14 protein-coding genes are annotated in these 15,107 nt (G+C 68.0%); 7 read left to right on the forward strand and 7 right to left on the reverse strand.

Annotated elements, in window-relative coordinates:
* Nucleotides 1–14 precede the first annotated feature (14 nt).
* The 3 genes from IM776_RS08470 to IM776_RS08480 form a co-directional block, all read right to left on the reverse strand.
* Nucleotides 15–722, reverse strand: a complete 708-nt coding sequence (locus IM776_RS08470) for a coenzyme F420-0:L-glutamate ligase (RefSeq protein WP_194422566.1) — start codon at nucleotides 720–722, stop codon at nucleotides 15–17.
* Complete coding sequence (locus IM776_RS08475) at nucleotides 722–1,990, reverse strand: RNA polymerase sigma factor (protein ID WP_194419650.1); 1,269 nt, start codon at nucleotides 1,988–1,990, stop codon at nucleotides 722–724. Before IM776_RS08475 ends, IM776_RS08470 begins: the two co-directional genes overlap by 1 nt.
* Before the next feature lie 159 nt (nucleotides 1,991–2,149).
* Complete coding sequence (locus IM776_RS08480; RefSeq protein ID WP_194419651.1) at nucleotides 2,150–3,094, reverse strand: proteasome assembly chaperone family protein; 945 nt, start codon at nucleotides 3,092–3,094, stop codon at nucleotides 2,150–2,152.
* A 102-nt stretch (nucleotides 3,095–3,196) separates the two neighbouring features.
* Here IM776_RS08480 and IM776_RS08485 point away from each other — a divergent pair, with 102 nt between their 5' ends.
* From IM776_RS08485 to sucB, 3 genes are all read left to right on the forward strand, one after another.
* Entirely contained in the window at nucleotides 3,197–4,672 is a 1,476-nt protein-coding gene (locus tag IM776_RS08485) for a leucyl aminopeptidase (RefSeq protein WP_194419652.1), read from the forward strand.
* Nucleotides 4,672–6,045: a dihydrolipoyl dehydrogenase gene (gene lpdA, locus IM776_RS08490; RefSeq protein ID WP_194419653.1), complete on the forward strand. Its 1,374-nt coding sequence runs from the start codon at nucleotides 4,672–4,674 to the stop codon at nucleotides 6,043–6,045. Before IM776_RS08485 ends, lpdA begins: the two co-directional genes overlap by 1 nt.
* Nucleotides 6,046–6,110: 65 nt before the next feature.
* The gene (gene sucB / locus IM776_RS08495; RefSeq protein ID WP_194419654.1) at nucleotides 6,111–7,871 is read left to right on the forward strand and encodes a 2-oxoglutarate dehydrogenase, E2 component, dihydrolipoamide succinyltransferase; all 1,761 of its coding nucleotides are present in this window, start codon (nucleotides 6,111–6,113) and stop codon (nucleotides 7,869–7,871) included.
* Between the two features lie 10 nt (nucleotides 7,872–7,881).
* Here sucB and IM776_RS08500 read toward each other — a convergent pair whose 3' ends face one another.
* Nucleotides 7,882–9,294 carry a hypothetical protein gene (locus tag IM776_RS08500; protein WP_194419655.1) on the reverse strand — a complete coding sequence of 471 codons (1,413 nt, stop codon included), beginning with the start codon at nucleotides 9,292–9,294 and terminating at the stop codon, nucleotides 7,882–7,884.
* Nucleotides 9,295–9,440: 146 nt separating this feature from the next.
* Between IM776_RS08500 and IM776_RS08505 the strand changes: the two genes are divergently transcribed.
* Nucleotides 9,441–10,151, forward strand: a complete 711-nt coding sequence (locus IM776_RS08505; RefSeq protein WP_194419656.1) for a DUF4191 domain-containing protein — start codon at nucleotides 9,441–9,443, stop codon at nucleotides 10,149–10,151.
* Between the two features lie 7 nt (nucleotides 10,152–10,158).
* On the opposite strand, the gene IM776_RS08510 is transcribed toward IM776_RS08505, so the two are convergent.
* On the reverse strand, nucleotides 10,159–11,343 hold the full coding sequence (locus tag IM776_RS08510) for a RimK family alpha-L-glutamate ligase (protein WP_194419657.1): 1,185 nt from the start codon (nucleotides 11,341–11,343) through the stop codon (nucleotides 10,159–10,161).
* Nucleotides 11,344–11,360: 17 nt separating this feature from the next.
* Between IM776_RS08510 and IM776_RS08515 the strand changes: the two genes are divergently transcribed.
* Nucleotides 11,361–11,846 (forward strand): ATP-dependent zinc protease family protein, encoded by a 486-nt coding sequence (locus IM776_RS08515; RefSeq protein ID WP_194419658.1) that lies wholly within the window; start codon nucleotides 11,361–11,363, stop codon nucleotides 11,844–11,846.
* Nucleotides 11,847–11,848: 2 nt separating this feature from the next.
* On the opposite strand, the gene IM776_RS08520 is transcribed toward IM776_RS08515, so the two are convergent.
* Complete coding sequence (locus IM776_RS08520) at nucleotides 11,849–12,244, reverse strand: RDD family protein (protein WP_194419659.1); 396 nt, start codon at nucleotides 12,242–12,244, stop codon at nucleotides 11,849–11,851.
* Nucleotides 12,245–12,366: 122 nt separating this feature from the next.
* Here IM776_RS08520 and glnA point away from each other — a divergent pair, with 122 nt between their 5' ends.
* Together glnA and IM776_RS08530 are read left to right on the forward strand one after the other, a co-directional pair.
* Nucleotides 12,367–13,791 (forward strand): type I glutamate--ammonia ligase, encoded by a 1,425-nt coding sequence (gene glnA / locus IM776_RS08525; protein ID WP_194419660.1) that lies wholly within the window; start codon nucleotides 12,367–12,369, stop codon nucleotides 13,789–13,791.
* Between the two features lie 82 nt (nucleotides 13,792–13,873).
* The gene (locus tag IM776_RS08530; RefSeq protein ID WP_194419661.1) at nucleotides 13,874–14,182 is read left to right on the forward strand and encodes a DUF7882 family protein; all 309 of its coding nucleotides are present in this window, start codon (nucleotides 13,874–13,876) and stop codon (nucleotides 14,180–14,182) included.
* 6 nt (nucleotides 14,183–14,188) lie between these two features.
* On the opposite strand, the gene IM776_RS08535 is transcribed toward IM776_RS08530, so the two are convergent.
* Nucleotides 14,189–15,103: a diacylglycerol/lipid kinase family protein gene (locus tag IM776_RS08535; protein ID WP_194419662.1), complete on the reverse strand. Its 915-nt coding sequence runs from the start codon at nucleotides 15,101–15,103 to the stop codon at nucleotides 14,189–14,191.
* Nucleotides 15,104–15,107 lie beyond the last annotated feature (4 nt).

The raw sequence follows: 15,107 nt of genomic DNA on the forward strand, positions 1-15,107 counted from the left end.
CAGGCCCGAGCGCGTCAGACGGCGCGGATGATGCCCATCGGCGTCGACTGGTGACCCTGTCCGAGCGGATTGTCCTTGAGGATGCGCACCAGACGATCGTCACCGGCGCGATCGAGCGTGGATCCGAGGATATTGCCGCCGAGGTCGTTGATGTCGACGACCGCGACGTCGGCTGTGCCGCCGATCAGCGTCTTCAGGTGGGCCGCGACGGCCCGGGGGTTCTCCGGCCCGAGCACGACTGCCTGGTTGTACGGCGGGATCGTGTGCTTGGTCGGCCCGTCGATCGCGCGCGCCTTGTCACCGGCGATGCGATAGAAATCGCCCTTGCGTCCGAACGCCTTGGTGACGGCGGCCACGGCTGCCGCGAACAGGATGCGGGCCGTTCCGCACTCGCGCAGCGCCATCTCCATCGTCTCGGGCATTCCGAGGCCGATGCCGTAGGGGGTGCGCGTGACGTACTTCGACAGGAACAGCGCGAGCTTGCGGGGCTTGATCTCGTCGAGCCGGTACGACCGGCCCTGCGTGATCGCCACGATCTTCTCCGTCACGAACAGCAGGTCTCCCGGCTGCACGGCATCCGCCGCGTACTCGGTGACCACGGCATCCAGGTCGTCGTCCGGCATGACGACGCGGGTGCGCAACGGGATGCGGGCGTAGCTCTTGCCGTCGACGCTCGTCTCGAGTGCCTTGCCCTCGTTCGCGCCGCCCTCGTTCGCCTGCATCACTCGAGGTAGTCCCGCAGCGACTGCGAGCGGCTCGGGTGACGCAGCTTCGCCATCGTCTTCGACTCGATCTGGCGGATCCGCTCGCGCGTGACGCCGAAGGTATCGCCGATCTGGTCGAGGGTCTTGGGCTGACCGTCGCCGAGGCCGAAGCGCATGCGGATCACGCCGGCCTCACGCTCGGACAGCGAGTCGAGCAGCTGTTCGAGCTGACGCTGCAGCATCGTGAAGCCGACGGCGTCCGCCGGGACCACGGCCTCGGTGTCCTCGATCAGGTCACCGAACTCGCTGTCGCCGTCCTCGCCGAGCGGAGTGTGCAGCGAGATGGGCTCGCGGCCGTACTTCTGCACCTCGACGACCTTCTCCGGCGTCATGTCGAGCTCGCGGCTGAGCTCTTCCGGAGTGGGTTCGCGACCGAGGTCCTGCAGCATCTGGCGCTGCACGCGGGCGAGCTTGTTGATCACCTCGACCATGTGCACCGGGATGCGGATGGTCCGGGCCTGGTCCGCCATGGCGCGGGTGATGGCCTGACGGATCCACCAGGTGGCATAGGTCGAGAACTTGAAGCCCTTGGTGTAGTCGAACTTCTCGACGGCGCGGATCAGACCGAGGTTGCCCTCCTGGATGAGATCCAGGAACTGCATGCCGCGGCCGGTGTAGCGCTTGGCGAGCGAGACGACGAGGCGGAGGTTCGCGCCGAGCAGGTGGCTCTTGGCGCGCTGACCGTCGCGGGCGACCCACTGCAGGTCGAGGCCCAGCTGGCCGGTCTTCTCGGCCGCGGACATCGCCGACAGCTTCTCCTCGGCGAACAGGCCCGCCTCGATGCGCATCGCGAGCTCGACCTCTTCGGCCGCGTTCAGCAGCGCGACCTTACCGATCTGCTTCAGGTAGTCCTTGACAGGGTCGGCGGTCGCACCGGTGATCTGCGTGGAATAGACCGGGACGTCATCCTCGTCCTTCGACGTGAGGACGATCGCGCCGGTCGGCAGCGGCTCGGTGAACGCCGCCTTCTTGCTGTCGTCGTCCTCGGGGTCCTCGACGACGCCATCCGGCACCGCCTCGGCGGGGGCATCGTCATCCGATGCCTTCTTCCGCTTCGCCGGTGCCTTCTTGGCCGCGGGGGCCTTCGCCGCGGGGGCCTTCTTCGCGGCAGGCTTCTTCGCCGCCGCCGGCTTCTTCGCGGCGGCAGTCTGCTCGTCCTCGACGGCCTCTGCTTCCGGCTCGGTCTTCTTGGTCGTCCGGGTGTTCTTGGTAGCGGCAGGAGTCACGTTTCGCCTTTCACGGGGCAGCGCACTCGCCCCGGGACATTTCGGACACTAGTAAGACCCTTGTCAAGTCGTCAGCGCGAACGCGGACCATTGACAACGGGTCGGATTACCAGTATCGCACACGAATCGAGACCTGGATGCATCCGTCGGCAAGACGCGTCAGGAGCGGGAGCGCTTGTCGTCGTCACCGGGCGGCCGGGTGGCGAGGTATCGCTCCAGTTCGGCGGCCAGCTCGTCGGCGCTGGGCAGATCGCGCTCATCGAAACCGCCCTCATCGAACCGGTCCGCATCATCGGGATCGCGACCGGCCATGTATGCGTCGTAGCGGTTCTCGAGAGTGTGCACCATCTGGCGCAGCTCCTCGTTCCCCTCGACCTGCTCGTTGACCTTGGTCAGGAACTCGTCACGTCCCTCCCGCAGATCATCGAGTCCGAGCATCAACCCGGTCGACCCCATGATCCGGTCCGCCGCGGCGATGACGGCCTCTGGGTTCTCGGTCTCGGCCAGATAGTGAGGAACGAGCAGCACGAAGCCCACGACGCGATCGCCGCGCTCGGCGAAACGGTACTCCAGCAGATGCCCGGCGGTGCCCGGGACCTGCGTGCGGGGGCGCCATACAGACAGGCTCGCAGTGATCTCCTTGCGGTTGCCGCTCACCGTCGTGCTGATCGGCCGCGTGTGCGGCACAGGCATCGCGATCGAGTGCACCCACGTGACACCCGACACGGCGAACTCCTCGGCGAAGTCGAGCACGGTCCGGGCGAACGCGTTCCAGGCGAAGTCCGGCTCGTAGCCGGAGAGGAGAAGGAACTGCTGCCCGAGGGTGTCGTGGGCGATCGACAGCTCGAGCCGCGCGGGGCGAAGCTCGGTCAGGTGGTCCTGTTCGAACACGAAGACCGGCCGACGCGCCCGGTAGTCGAGCAGCAGATCGTTGTCGTACACCGCCACGGGCTGCGGGTCCGAGACATCGCGAAGGTGCTCGATGAGTCCCGACACGGCGCTGCCGGCGTCAGTGAAGCCCGTGAGCAGGATGACCAGCGGCAGGCCCTGCGGGACGGCAGGAGCGTTCGCGACGCGTTCGTACAGCTCTCCGGAGACGGGCATGTGTCAATGCTACGAGCCGAGCGGGGTACGCGGCGCTCCGCGGTCTCGCTCACAGCGAACACTCCTGGGACGGCCGCGGTGTGCGATGCCTAGGATGGAGACATGTCGCTTCCTGCGCTCTCGCACACCGTTGATCCATTTCCCGGGAGCGCTGCTGACGCCGCAGTGCTCGTCATCCCTGACATCGAGGCGTTCCCCGATGCGCTGGATGCCTATCCAGGACTGAAGGACGTCCTCGCCGCCGTCGGCTTCGCCGGCGCGGCATCCTCGTTCGCCCGGGTGCACGCTCCGTCCATCACGTCGCTGCCGTTCGCGGTGGTCGGCGCGGGCACGACGGCGGATGCCGCCTCGGTCCGTGACGCTGCCGGAACCGCGCTGCGATCGCTGACGGGTTTCGCCGAGGTGGCCCTCGCGCTCGCCGGGCCGCTCGACGAGTTCGCGGCGGCGGCCGCAGAGGGCGCCGTGTACGGCGGTTACCGCTTCGAGGGCTACCGCGCCAAGCCGGGCAAGACCAGGGCCGAGGCGGTCACTGTGCACAGTGCCACTGTCTCGGCGGGGGACATCGAACGAGCCCGCGTTCTCGGAGACGCACTCGCACTCGTGAAAGACCTGGTCTCGGTCCCCGCCGAATGGCAGAGCCCGGCCGACCTCGCCAAGAGTGCGGTGGATGCCGTCGCCGACCTCGACGTGTCCGTCGACGTCCTCGACGAGACCGCGCTTGCCGAGCAGGGGTTCGGCGGCGTGCTCGGCGTCGCGCAGGGATCGGACCGCCCGCCGCGCGTGGTGCGTCTCGAGTACGCGCCGTCGGATGCCGCTAGCCACATCGCACTGGTCGGAAAGGGCATCACGTTCGACACGGGCGGTCTCTCCCTCAAGCCCGCGGCGAGCATGGTCGGCATGAAGTTCGATATGGCGGGATCCGCCACGGTTCTCGCCGCGCTGCGAGCGATCGCCGAGCTGAAGCTGCCCGTCCGCGTCACCGCGTGGATGTGCATCACGGACAACATGCCCTCCGGCAGCGCGACCCGCCCCGGCGACGTCCTCCGGATGCTGGACGGCCAGACCGTCGAGGTGCTGAACACGGATGCCGAGGGGCGCCTCGTACTCGCCGACGGGCTCGTCGCGGCCAGCCGCGAGAACCCGGACGTGATCTTCGACGTGGCCACCCTTACCGGCGCGATCCTCGTCGCCCTGGGCCACCGTCATACCGGGGTCATGGGTGACGACGCGGCCGTGGCGGAGTACCTGACCGCCGCCGAATCCGTCGACGAACTCGCCTGGCCGCTGCCGCTGCCGGAGTACATGGAGGATTCGCTCGACTCCCCCATCGCCGACATGCTCAACGCCAATATGGGCGACCGCGCCGGCGGATCGATGTTCGCGGGCCTCTTCCTGCAGCGTTTCGTCGGACGGACCGGCGATGCGGATGACGCTCCGCGCATCCCGTGGGTGCACCTCGACATCGCCGGGTCGTCGGAGAACGGCAGCTCGCCGTACGGATTCACGGACAAGGGCGCGACCGGCGCGACCGTCCGCTCACTCGTCGCGTTCGCCGAAGCACGCGCCAAGGAGGTCTGATGACCACGCACACCTTCGACCTCGTCGTGCTCGGCGGCGGCAGCGGCGGCTATGCCGCGGCCCTCCGCGCCGCCGAGCTCGGCAAGAGCGTCGCGCTGATCGAGAAGGACAAGGTCGGCGGCACGTGCCTGCATCGCGGATGCATCCCGACCAAGGCGCTGCTGCACGCCGCCGAGGTCGCGGACCATGTCCGCGACGCGGCATCCGTCGGCATCGGCGCGACGTTCGACGGCGTCGATCCGGCCGGCGTCCGCGCATATCGCGAGAACATCGTCGCGAAGAAGTACAAGGGTCTGGAGGGCCTCGTCAAGGCCCGCGGCATCACGACCGTCGCGGGTACGGGGAGACTCAACGCCGACCGCACCGTCTCCGTCGGAGACGACGTGTACAGCGGCACCGACGTCGTGCTCGCGACCGGCTCGTACAGCCGTTCGCTGCCCGGCCTCGAGATCGGCGGACGCATCCTCACCAGCGAGCAGGCGCTCGCGCTCGATGTCGTCCCTGAGCGCGTCCTCGTGCTCGGCGGCGGCGTGATCGGCGTCGAGTTCGCGAGCGTCTGGCGCTCGTTCGGCGCCGAGGTGACGATCATCGAGGCGCTGCCGCACCTGGTCCCGAACGAGGACGTCGCCCTCAGCAAGGGGCTCGAGCGGGCGTTCCGCCGTCGCGGCATCCAGTACTCGCTCGGAACCCGGTTCCAGACGGCGACGCAGGATGACGCGAGCGTCACCGTCACGCTGGAGGACGGCAAGACCTTCACCGGCGACTATCTGCTCGTCGCCGTCGGCCGCGGACCGGTCACCGCCGACCTCGGATTCGAGGATGCCGGAATCACGCTCGACCGCGGGTTCGTGACCGTGGACGAGGAGCTTCGCACCGGCGTGCCGAACGTCTGGGCGGTCGGAGACATCGTGCCCGGGCTGCAGCTCGCCCACCGCGGCTTCCTGCAGGGCATCGCCGTCGCCGAGCGGATCGCGGGCCAGTCGCCCGCGCCGGTCCCGGAGTCGCAGATCCCGAAGATCACGTACTGCAACCCCGAGGTGGCCTCAGTCGGCGTCACGGAGGAGGCCGCCGTCACCGAGCACGGCGCCGACGCGGTCGTATCCTATGAGTACAACCTCGCCGGCAACGGCAAGAGCGAGATCATCGGCACGACGGGCCTCGTCAAGGTCGTCCGGCTGAAGGACGGTCCTGTGCTGGGCGTCCACCTTCTCGGCGACCGGGTCGGCGAACTCATCACCGAGGGCCAGCTCGCCGTCGCGTGGGAGGCGCACCCCGAAGACATCGCCCCGCTCATCCACGCGCACCCCACGCAGAGCGAGGCGCTCGGCGAGGCCTTCCTGGCCCTCGCCGGAAAACCATTGCACGCCCTCTGACCACCAACCGGTGTCAGGGTCACTAAGCTGAATACGTCATAAACATTCTTGAAGGAGACTCCGTCATGAGCACATCCGTGGTCCTCCCCGCTCTCGGTGAGAGCGTCACAGAGGGTACGGTCACCCGCTGGCTGAAGCAGGTGGGAGACACCGTTCAGGCGGACGAGGGCCTGCTCGAGATCTCGACCGACAAGGTCGACACCGAGATCCCCTCCCCGGTCAGCGGCGTCATCGAGGAGATCCTCGTCGCCGAGGACGAGACCGTCGAGGTCGGTGCGCTCCTGGCGCGCATCGGCGACGGCAGCGGCGCTGCCCCCGCTTCGGATGCTCCGGCAGCCGCCGAATCCGCTCCCGAGGCGGCCCCCGCTGACGCCGCTCCCGCGCAGGAGGCGCCCGCCCAGGACGCGCCCGCCCAGGACGCGCCTGCACAGGACGCGCCAGCCGAAGCAGCAGAAGCCGAGACCGCCCCCGCCCAGGAGGCAGCCGCCGCATCCGCTCCTGCGGGCGACGCCACCGACATCCGTCTTCCCGAGCTCGGCGAGAGCGTCACCGAGGGCACCGTCACCCGCTGGCTGAAGCAGGTCGGCGACGAGGTCGCCGTGGATGAGCCACTGCTCGAGATCTCCACCGACAAGGTCGACACCGAGATCCCCTCACCGGTCGCCGGCATCCTGCAGGAGATCGTCGCCGGTGAGGACGAGACCGTCGAGGTCGGCGGCGTCCTGGCCCGCGTCGGCTCCGGTGCGGCCCCCGCCGCTGAGGCCCCGGCTTCCGCTGAAGCCCCCGCTGCCGAGGCTCCTGCCGCCGAGGCAGCGGCCGCTCCGGCACCCGCCGCCGAAGCTCCCACACCGGCCGCGCCGGCACCGGCTGCTCCGGCACCGGCCGCGGCCCCCGCCGAGGCTCCGGCCGCGGACGACAAGGGCTCGGTCTACGTCACCCCGCTCGTCCGCCGCCTGGCTTCGCAGCAGGGCGTCGACCTCTCCACCGTCACCGGTTCGGGCGTAGGAGGACGCATCCGCAAGGAAGACGTCCTCAAGGCCGCCGAGGCCAAGGGCGCGGCACCTGCTGCGGCTGCCGCGGCACCTGCGCCCGCCCCGCTCGAGGTCTCGCCGCTGCGCGGCACCACCCAGAAGATGTCGCGGCTGCGCAAGGTCGTCGCCGAGCGCGCTGTCGCTTCGATGCAGCAGACGGCACAGCTGACCACGTTCGTCGAGGTCGATGTGACTGCTCTGGCGAACTACCGCAACAGCGTGAAGGACGACTTCCAGAAGAAGACCGGCGACAAGCTGTCCTTCCTCCCGTTCTTCACGCTCGCGGCCGCCGAGGCTCTGCAGGCGTTCCCGATCATCAACGCTACGGTCGACGGCGAGAACATCGTCTACCCGGCCTCCGAGAACATCTCGATCGCCGTCGACACCGAGCGCGGCCTGCTGACTCCGGTGCTGCGTGACGCGGCGTCGAAGAACCTCGCACAGATCGCGCACGAGATCGCCGACCTCGCCGCTCGCACACGCGACAACAAGCTGAAGCCCGACGAGCTCGCCGGTGGCACTTTCACGGTGACGAACACGGGTTCGCGCGGCGCGCTGTTCGACACCCCGCTGGTGTTCCTGCCGCAGTCGGCGATCCTCGGCACAGGCACCGTCTTCAAGCGCCCCGGCGTGGTGACGGTCGACGGCGTCGACGCGATCGCGATCCGCTCGTACGCATATCTCGCGATCTCGTACGACCACCGCATCGTCGACGGTGCGGACGCCGCCCGCTTCCTCGGCGCAGTCAAGGCGCGCCTGGAGGCCGCTGACTTCGCGGGCAACCTGGGCGCCTGAGTCAGGTCAGCTACTTCGGCTGGTGCGCGACGTCGTAGATGTCGCGCACCAGCCATTTCTGTTCGCGGCGCTCGAGCACGAGCATCTGCTCCGCTGACTCGTCGGCTGCGTCGTTCGGGCTGAGCCTGACTACGGCGACATCGCCGTAGTCGTCGACGAGCGTCGCCGCGCTCGCCTTCGACCCGCGCATGGCGAGCCCCTCGGCAGGGGTGAGGAGTCCGTCTGCCAGTGCCTCGGGGCAAGCCTCGGCCGCCGCCTGGGCACAGCCCGCGATCGCATCGAGCAGCGTCGGGACCAGCAGGAGCGGGTCACCGGCCTGAGGCGGCGCTGATGACGCCGCCTCAGGCGCTGCTGAAGGCTCCCCCTCGGTCCCGGACGATTCCACTGGTTCATCCACGATGAACGGCTGGCGGCCCTTCTGCGCGGCCTGTGCGGAACCGGCATCCTCGCCGTCTGGCCACATGAATCCGACCGCGAGTACGACGGCGGCGAGCGAACCGGCGAGGATCAGCGGACGCCGGCGCGATCGACGCGGCGCGCTCTTCGCGCGTCGCCGCTCGTCGCCGGCGCTCCGGTCATGTTGACGCCTTCTCGCGAGCCGTGACCGCGCGGCGACCGCGAACTCCCATCCCGGGCGCACAGCAGCGCGCACGGCATCCAGCAGCGCCGGCCGCGCCATCGCCCTGCGCGTCGTGGTCGAACGCACCCGCTGCGCGCGACGTCCGCTCATGTCATCGGTGCGCAGCGAACGGCGTGGAGCCAGATCGGCCGCGCGCTCGGGGGCGAATACATCCAGCCGTAGCGCCCGCGGCGCCGCCAGCGCGAACAGCTGGCCCTCCCATCGGGCGTCCTCGTCGTCGTGATGGCGCCGCTCACGGAGCGCTGTCGCCATCTCCTCGAGCACGCGGATCGTGCCCCTGTCGTCAGTGTGCTCGATGATGCGCTCGACGAGCGCCGCCGTGCGCGCCCTCGCGCTGCCGCCCTCCCCGTGCACGAAGAGCGGGCGCCCATCGCCGGTGAGCCACCAGTCGCCATCTGCTTGCACGGCGTCTGCGCCGAGTTCTCTCACGCCGCGCAGCAGACTCGCCACCAGCGTGCCCAACTCCCCAGCGGCCAGCGGCGCATCCGCCGCGCGCCGACGGCCGAGAAAGGCCTCCACCCGCTGCGTGCACCAAGGCAGCAGAGCGTCGTGCCCGTCCGTCCGGCGATATACGTCGATCACTCCGCACACGTGCTCGGCACCGGAGAAGGACCAGCCGGTCCAGTCCGCCAGATCCGCGACGTCCAGACGCACGGCGACGCCCTCCTCGTAGGCGACGAGCGCGCCGGGGAACGGGCCCTCCGTGCGATCCACAGCACGGATGAGCCGGTGGGCTCCCGGCACCAGCGCGGAACGATCAGCTGCGGCATCCGTTTCGGTCATCGCCCCATCACACCGCACCCAGCGCCCCGCGGAACGCGGTACACCGCGAATGTGCACAGCTCGGCGCACATGGCAGATGTGCAGAACGAGTCAGCCTCCCGCGAACGCGGACGTGAGGGGGCGCCGGACTCGGTATCCTGGTAGGCATGGCTAAGCGTGCTCCCGAACCCGAAAAGCGTCCTGGGTTCTTCTCCCAGATCAAGTCCCTCTTCCGGTTCACACGCGAGATCTATCCCTGGCTCCCCTGGGCGCAGGTCGCCATCCTCGTCGGCGGCATCCTGCTCGGCCTCGTCATCGGCTACCTCATTCCTCCCTTCCAGATCTGGTCGCTCATCCTGTGGGGCATCACCGGACTGATGGTCGGCGTCCTGGGATCCCTGTTCCTGATGACGCGCCTGTCCACCAAGGCGATGTACCAGAAGATCGACGGCATGCCCGGCGCGACCGGTCACGTCCTCAGCACGAGCCTCGGCCGCAAGTGGCAGGCATCTGAGACGCCCGTCGGCATCAACCCCAAGACGCAGGAAGCCGTATACCGCGCTATCGGTCGCGGCGGCATCGTCGTCGTCGGCGAGGGCGCACGCGGCCGCCTCACCCGCCTCATAAACGAGGAGCGGTCCAAGGCGCAGCGCGTCGCCAACGGCGTGCCTGTGCACGTCTACTACGTGGGCCACGGCGACGACGACGTCTCGATCTCCGATCTCTCCAAGACGATCAAGAAGCTCCCCAAGGCGATCGACAAGACGACCATGGCCGCCGTCATCCGTCGTATCGACTCGGTGTCGCAGTCGGTGAGCTCACTGCCGATCCCCAAGGGCATCGACCCGACCAAGGTGCGCGCTCAGCGACCGCGCTGAGCGCCCGTCAGCTCAGCGGCTCCTTCGGGAGGCGTCGCACCTTCGCCCTGCGCCTGCGGCGTTCGGGCACCATCGAGCGCATCTCGTCGAGCTTGCCGAAACAGAGCAGACGGTCATCCGCCTCGAGCACCACATGTTTCCGCGGATTCGGGATGACGGATACGCCGCGGTGCAGCGTGAGAACGGTGATGTCCCGCTCCCACAGGCCCGACTCCCCCAGCGTCTTGCCGACGAGCTCGACAGCGCTGTGGACGCTGAGCTCCGCCACGCCGTATCCGGTCGAGACGGTCAGTCTCTGACGGACATCGATCTCGGGGAATGCGACCTGCGCCGCGATGTAGTCGATGATCGCGCCGGCGACATCGAGCTTCGTCGCCTGCTCGATGCCCTGCAGACCCGGCGAGGAGTTGACCTCCATCACCAGAGGTCCCTCCTCGCCCTCCAGCATGTCGACGCCGGCCACCCGCAACCCCATGATCTGAGCCGAGCGCACGGCTGCCTGCTCGTACTCCGGGTCGAGCTGTACGGCCTCGACGCTGCCCCCGCGGTGCACGTTCGAGCGGAACTCGTCCCCCGCCGCCACCCGCCGCATCGCCGCGACGACCCGGTCGCCGACGACGAGCGCGCGGATGTCACGTCCGCGGCTCTCGGAGACGAACCGCTGGATGAGCACGTTCTGCTTCGTCGAGTGCAGCGTCTCGATGATCGCCTCGGCGACCTTCACCTGCGGGGCGAGGATCACGCCGATGCCCTGAGTGCCCTCGAGCAGCTTGATGACGACCGGCGCGCCGCCCACGCGCTCGATCGCAGGGCGCACGTCGGCGCGGTTGCGCACGAACGCCGTAGCGGGCATCGCGATGTTGTGCCGCGACAGGATCTGGCTCGCGCGCAGTTTGTCGCGGGCGCTGGAGATGCCGTTGGCGGTGTTGGGCGTGTAGACGTCCATCTGCTCGAACTGTCGTACCACGGCCGTGCCGAAGTAGGTGATCGAGCTGCCGATCCGGGGCAGGATCGCGTCATAGTCGCTGAGCGGCTTGCCGCGGAAGTGCAGATCTGGTTCGTCGGCGGTGAGATCGATCGCGAACTTCAACGTGTTGAGGACCTTGACATCGTGTCCGCGCTGGATCGCGGCTGCGCGCAATCGCTGCGTCGAGTATGCCTGGGGTGCACGGCTGAGTACGGCGAGCTTCACGTGTTTTTCCTGCCAAGATGTATCGCGTGGTTAGGACATCTCATTCAAACACTCTTACGGGGTGGCGTGAATGGGTGAGCCTGCCCGATGCCGGCGTGGACTGGATCAAGGCGAAGATCGACACCGGTGCGCGCACATCCTCGCTGCACGCCTTCGACGTCGTCGAGTTCGACCGCGAAGGCGAAGCCTGGGTGCGGTTCCGGGTTAACCCCTGGCAGCACACCGATGCGGATGCCACGATCGTCGAGTGCCCGATCCATGATCGGCGCGAGGTCCGCAGCTCTTCGGGCCATTCGCAGGAACGTCTCGTAGTGCTCCTGGCGATCCGGCTGGTCGATCGGCTGATCGTCTCCGAGGTGACGCTGAGCAATCGTGACGAGATGGGATTCCGGATGCTGATCGGCAGGGAGGCGCTGCGTCGCGGGTTCATCATCGACCCTGCTCGGTCCTTCCTCGGCGGCCGCGCTCCCAAGGAGGCTCGCCGCCGCAATCGCGGTGCCTGACGTCAGGCCCTGATGAGGACCGTCCCGACCGCCTTGTCGTGCAGCCCGCGCTGATCCTGATCCCAGATGACCGCGGGGATGACGAGCGCCAGCAGCACGGTGCGCACGATCGGGCGCCACAGGCCCACCCAGGCGCCGTTCGCGAGCACCACGCGCATGCCGAGGATGCGGTGCCCTGGACTGCCGCCGATCGTGGGGATGAAGAGGATCTGGACCACCACGAAGATGACGAGCGTCGCGAGCGAGTCGTACCGGAAGAACGCGATCGAGATGACCACGGCGGCGGCCCAATCGATCGCGAGGGCGCCGATGCGCCGGCCGACGCGGGCGATGCTTCCCGGACCCGCGGCGGGATAGCCGAGACGCTCTCCTGGGTATGAGTTCGCGGCTTCCGTCACACATCCATCCTATCGAGGGTCTGTAACATGGCCGAAACAAAGAGGACACGGCTGAGAAACCCCTGCGCCCTACTGTTCATGCAGGCCCCAAGGCCCCGATCCGCGTCATCCAGGAGTGATACATGTTCACCGATTCATCCGAGGTGCTGAGCTACATCAAGGAGAACGACGTCAAGTTCCTTGACATCCGTTTCACCGATCTGCCCGGCGTGCAGCAGCACTTCAACATCCCGGCGTCGACCGTCGACGAGGCCTTCTTCACCGATGGCCAGCTCTTCGACGGCTCCTCGATCCGGGGCTTCGCCAGCATCCACGAATCGGACATGCAGCTCATCCCGGACGTGACCACCGCGTACGTCGACCCGTTCCGCGAGGCCAGCACGCTGGTGATGCTCTTCGACATCTACAACCCGCGCACCGGCGAGATCTACTCGAAGGACCCGCGTCAGGTCGCCAAGAAGGCGGAGAAGTATCTCGTCTCCACCGGCATCGCCGACACCGCGTTCTTCGCGCCGGAGGCCGAGTTCTACATCTTCGATGACGTGCGCTACTCCGTCAGTGCCGGTGAGAGCTTCTACAAAGTCGACTCCGAGGAAGCGGCGTGGAACACCGGTCGTGAGGAAGAGGGCGGGAACCTCGCCAACAAGACCCCGTACAAGGGCGGCTACTTCCCCGTCAGCCCGGTCGACAAGACCGCTGACCTGCGCGACGACATCACCCTGCGCCTGATCGACGCGGGCTTCCACCTGGAGCGCTCGCACCACGAGGTGGGCACGGCGGGTCAGCAGGAGATCAACTACCGCTTCGACACCATGGTGCACGCGGCCGACGACATCCTCAAGTTCAAGTACATCGTCAAGAACACCTGCGAGGAATGGGGCAAGGTCGCGACCTTCATGCCCAAGCCGCTCTATGGCGACAACGGCTCCGGCATGCACACGCACCAGTCGCTGTGGAGCGAGGGCAAGCCGCTGTTCTACGACGAGGCGGGGTACGGGCAGCTCAGCGACGTCGCACGCTGGTACATCGGCGGCATCCTGGCTCACGCGCCGGCGCTGCTCGCCTTCACCAACCCGACCCTGAACAGCTACCACCGTCTGGTCAAGGGTTTCGAGGCCCCGGTCAACCTCGTCTACTCGGCCGGCAACCGCTCCGCCGCGATCCGCATCCCGATCACGGGATCGAACCCGAAGGCCAAGCGCATCGAGTTCCGTGCCCCTGACGCCTCGGGCAACCCGTACCTCGCCTTCGCGGCACAGCTGATGGCGGGCCTGGACGGCATCAAGAACCGCATCGAGCCGCATGAGCCGGTCGACAAGGACCTCTACGAGCTTCCGCCCGAGGAGGCGAAGAACATCCCGCAGGTGCCGAACTCGCTGCTGGACTCGCTCGACGCGCTCCGGGACGACCACCAGTTCCTGCTCGAGGGCGGCGTGTTCACGCCCGAACTGATCGAGACCTGGATCTCGTACAAGATCGAGAACGAGATCCTGCCGATCGCGCAGCGTCCGCACCCGTTCGAGTACGAGCTGTACTTCGGGGTCTGACGAAACCGCATCGGATCAGCGCCGGACCTCATCTTCGAGGTCCGGCGCTTTCGTTGCCAACGCTGCCGCGTTACGGTTCAGTATGGGCTCACTCAAGTACGACCACACCGCCGACCCGATCCTCATCGAGGATGTGACGCTGGCTCATCTGAAGGTGGTCATCGCGACGAAGCTGCGCCGCCAGGAGAGCTTCATGATGACCTGGCATCCGATCGACGGCAGTCCGTCCGGGCGGATGACCGCGTGGATCCACCCCGCTGTTCCTCTCGTGTTCGCGTTCGACGAATCGGACTCGCCGCCCATCGATTCGCACCGCCTCGAAGACATGATCCACGCGACCAACGCTTCGGGCGAACTCGTGCTCGACCATCTCGTCGCTCCTGCCGGCTGAGGCCGCTCAGAGGACATTCAGGGCGCCCGCCTGAACCCGCACCTCGAATGACGACACCTGGCCGAGCTCCTCGCCGTCGACCTCGAATGCCAGAGCCTGGTCGAGTTCGACGCGCACGCGCTCTGCGGTCAGGTGCTGGGTGGACTCCGTACTCACCGCGCTCTCGCCGCGGGTGAGGATCCGGCGGATGCCGTTGTCCCACACCACCGAGCGCACGGTCTCGAGCCACTGCAGCGCACCGTCCGCGCTCACCAGCAGCAGGTCGAGCCGTCCGTCGTCCAGCTTCGCGTCCGGCAGCAGTCGCACGCCGCCCTGGACCATGCCGCAGTTTCCGATCAGCAGCGTATGCCCCTGGACCTCCTGCGGCTCGCCGTCGTCGATGGTCAGCTTCACCCCCGTCATCTCCGTGCCGGCCATCGCCCGCCCCATGGCCTCGACGTACGCGAGCCATCCGGCTCTGTCCTTCAGATCATCGTCGGTCTCGACGAGCATCTGCGCGTCGATGCCGAACCCGATCATGACGGCGAACGCACGTTCCTCGCCGTCGGTGCGCACCCAGCCGAGGTCGATCTGCCGTGACTCGCCGCCCTTGATCCGGCGGAGCGCGGCGGGAATGTTCTCCAGCGGAACGTCGAGGTTGCGAGCCAGCAGATTGCCGGTGCCCTGCGGAACGATACCCAGTACGACGCCGGTGCCCGCGAGCGCCTCTGCCACCGCACGCACCGTCCCGTCTCCGCCGACGGCGATCACGGTCGAGCATCCCGCGCCCACGGCATCCTGCGCCATCCCGCGACCCGGGTCGTCGGGAGTGGTCTCCCACCAGCGCACGTCGTCCCCCAGGTGCGAGGCCACCGCCGTGCGCAGCTTCTCCTCATCGACCTTCGAAGGATTCCAGATGAGGCCGTAGCTCGTCGCTGTCATGTGC

The sequence above is a fragment of the Microbacterium abyssi genome (assembly GCF_015277895.1).
In the GTDB taxonomy this organism is placed as follows: domain Bacteria; phylum Actinomycetota; class Actinomycetes; order Actinomycetales; family Microbacteriaceae; genus Microbacterium; species Microbacterium abyssi.

Bases quoted from the DNA above. Each gene is read 5' to 3' on its own strand.
- IM776_RS08480 (WP_194419651.1), bottom strand. From the start codon at position 3,094: ATGCCCGTCTCCGGAGAGCTGTACGAACGCGTCGCGAACGCTCCTGCC.
- sucB (WP_194419654.1), top strand. From the start codon at position 6,111: ATGAGCACATCCGTGGTCCTCCCCGCTCTCGGTGAGAGCGTCACAGAG.
- IM776_RS08500 (WP_194419655.1), bottom strand. From the start codon at position 9,294: ATGACCGAAACGGATGCCGCAGCTGATCGTTCCGCGCTGGTGCCGGGA.
- IM776_RS08530 (WP_194419661.1), top strand. From the start codon at position 13,874: ATGGGCTCACTCAAGTACGACCACACCGCCGACCCGATCCTCATCGAG.
- IM776_RS08485 (WP_194419652.1), top strand. From the start codon at position 3,197: ATGTCGCTTCCTGCGCTCTCGCACACCGTTGATCCATTTCCCGGGAGC.
- IM776_RS08505 (WP_194419656.1), top strand. From the start codon at position 9,441: ATGGCTAAGCGTGCTCCCGAACCCGAAAAGCGTCCTGGGTTCTTCTCC.
- IM776_RS08470 (WP_194422566.1), bottom strand. From the start codon at position 722: ATGCAGGCGAACGAGGGCGGCGCGAACGAGGGCAAGGCACTCGAGACG.
- IM776_RS08535 (WP_194419662.1), bottom strand. From the start codon at position 15,103: ATGACAGCGACGAGCTACGGCCTCATCTGGAATCCTTCGAAGGTCGAT.
- glnA (WP_194419660.1), top strand. From the start codon at position 12,367: ATGTTCACCGATTCATCCGAGGTGCTGAGCTACATCAAGGAGAACGAC.
- IM776_RS08515 (WP_194419658.1), top strand. From the start codon at position 11,361: ATGTATCGCGTGGTTAGGACATCTCATTCAAACACTCTTACGGGGTGG.
- lpdA (WP_194419653.1), top strand. From the start codon at position 4,672: ATGACCACGCACACCTTCGACCTCGTCGTGCTCGGCGGCGGCAGCGGC.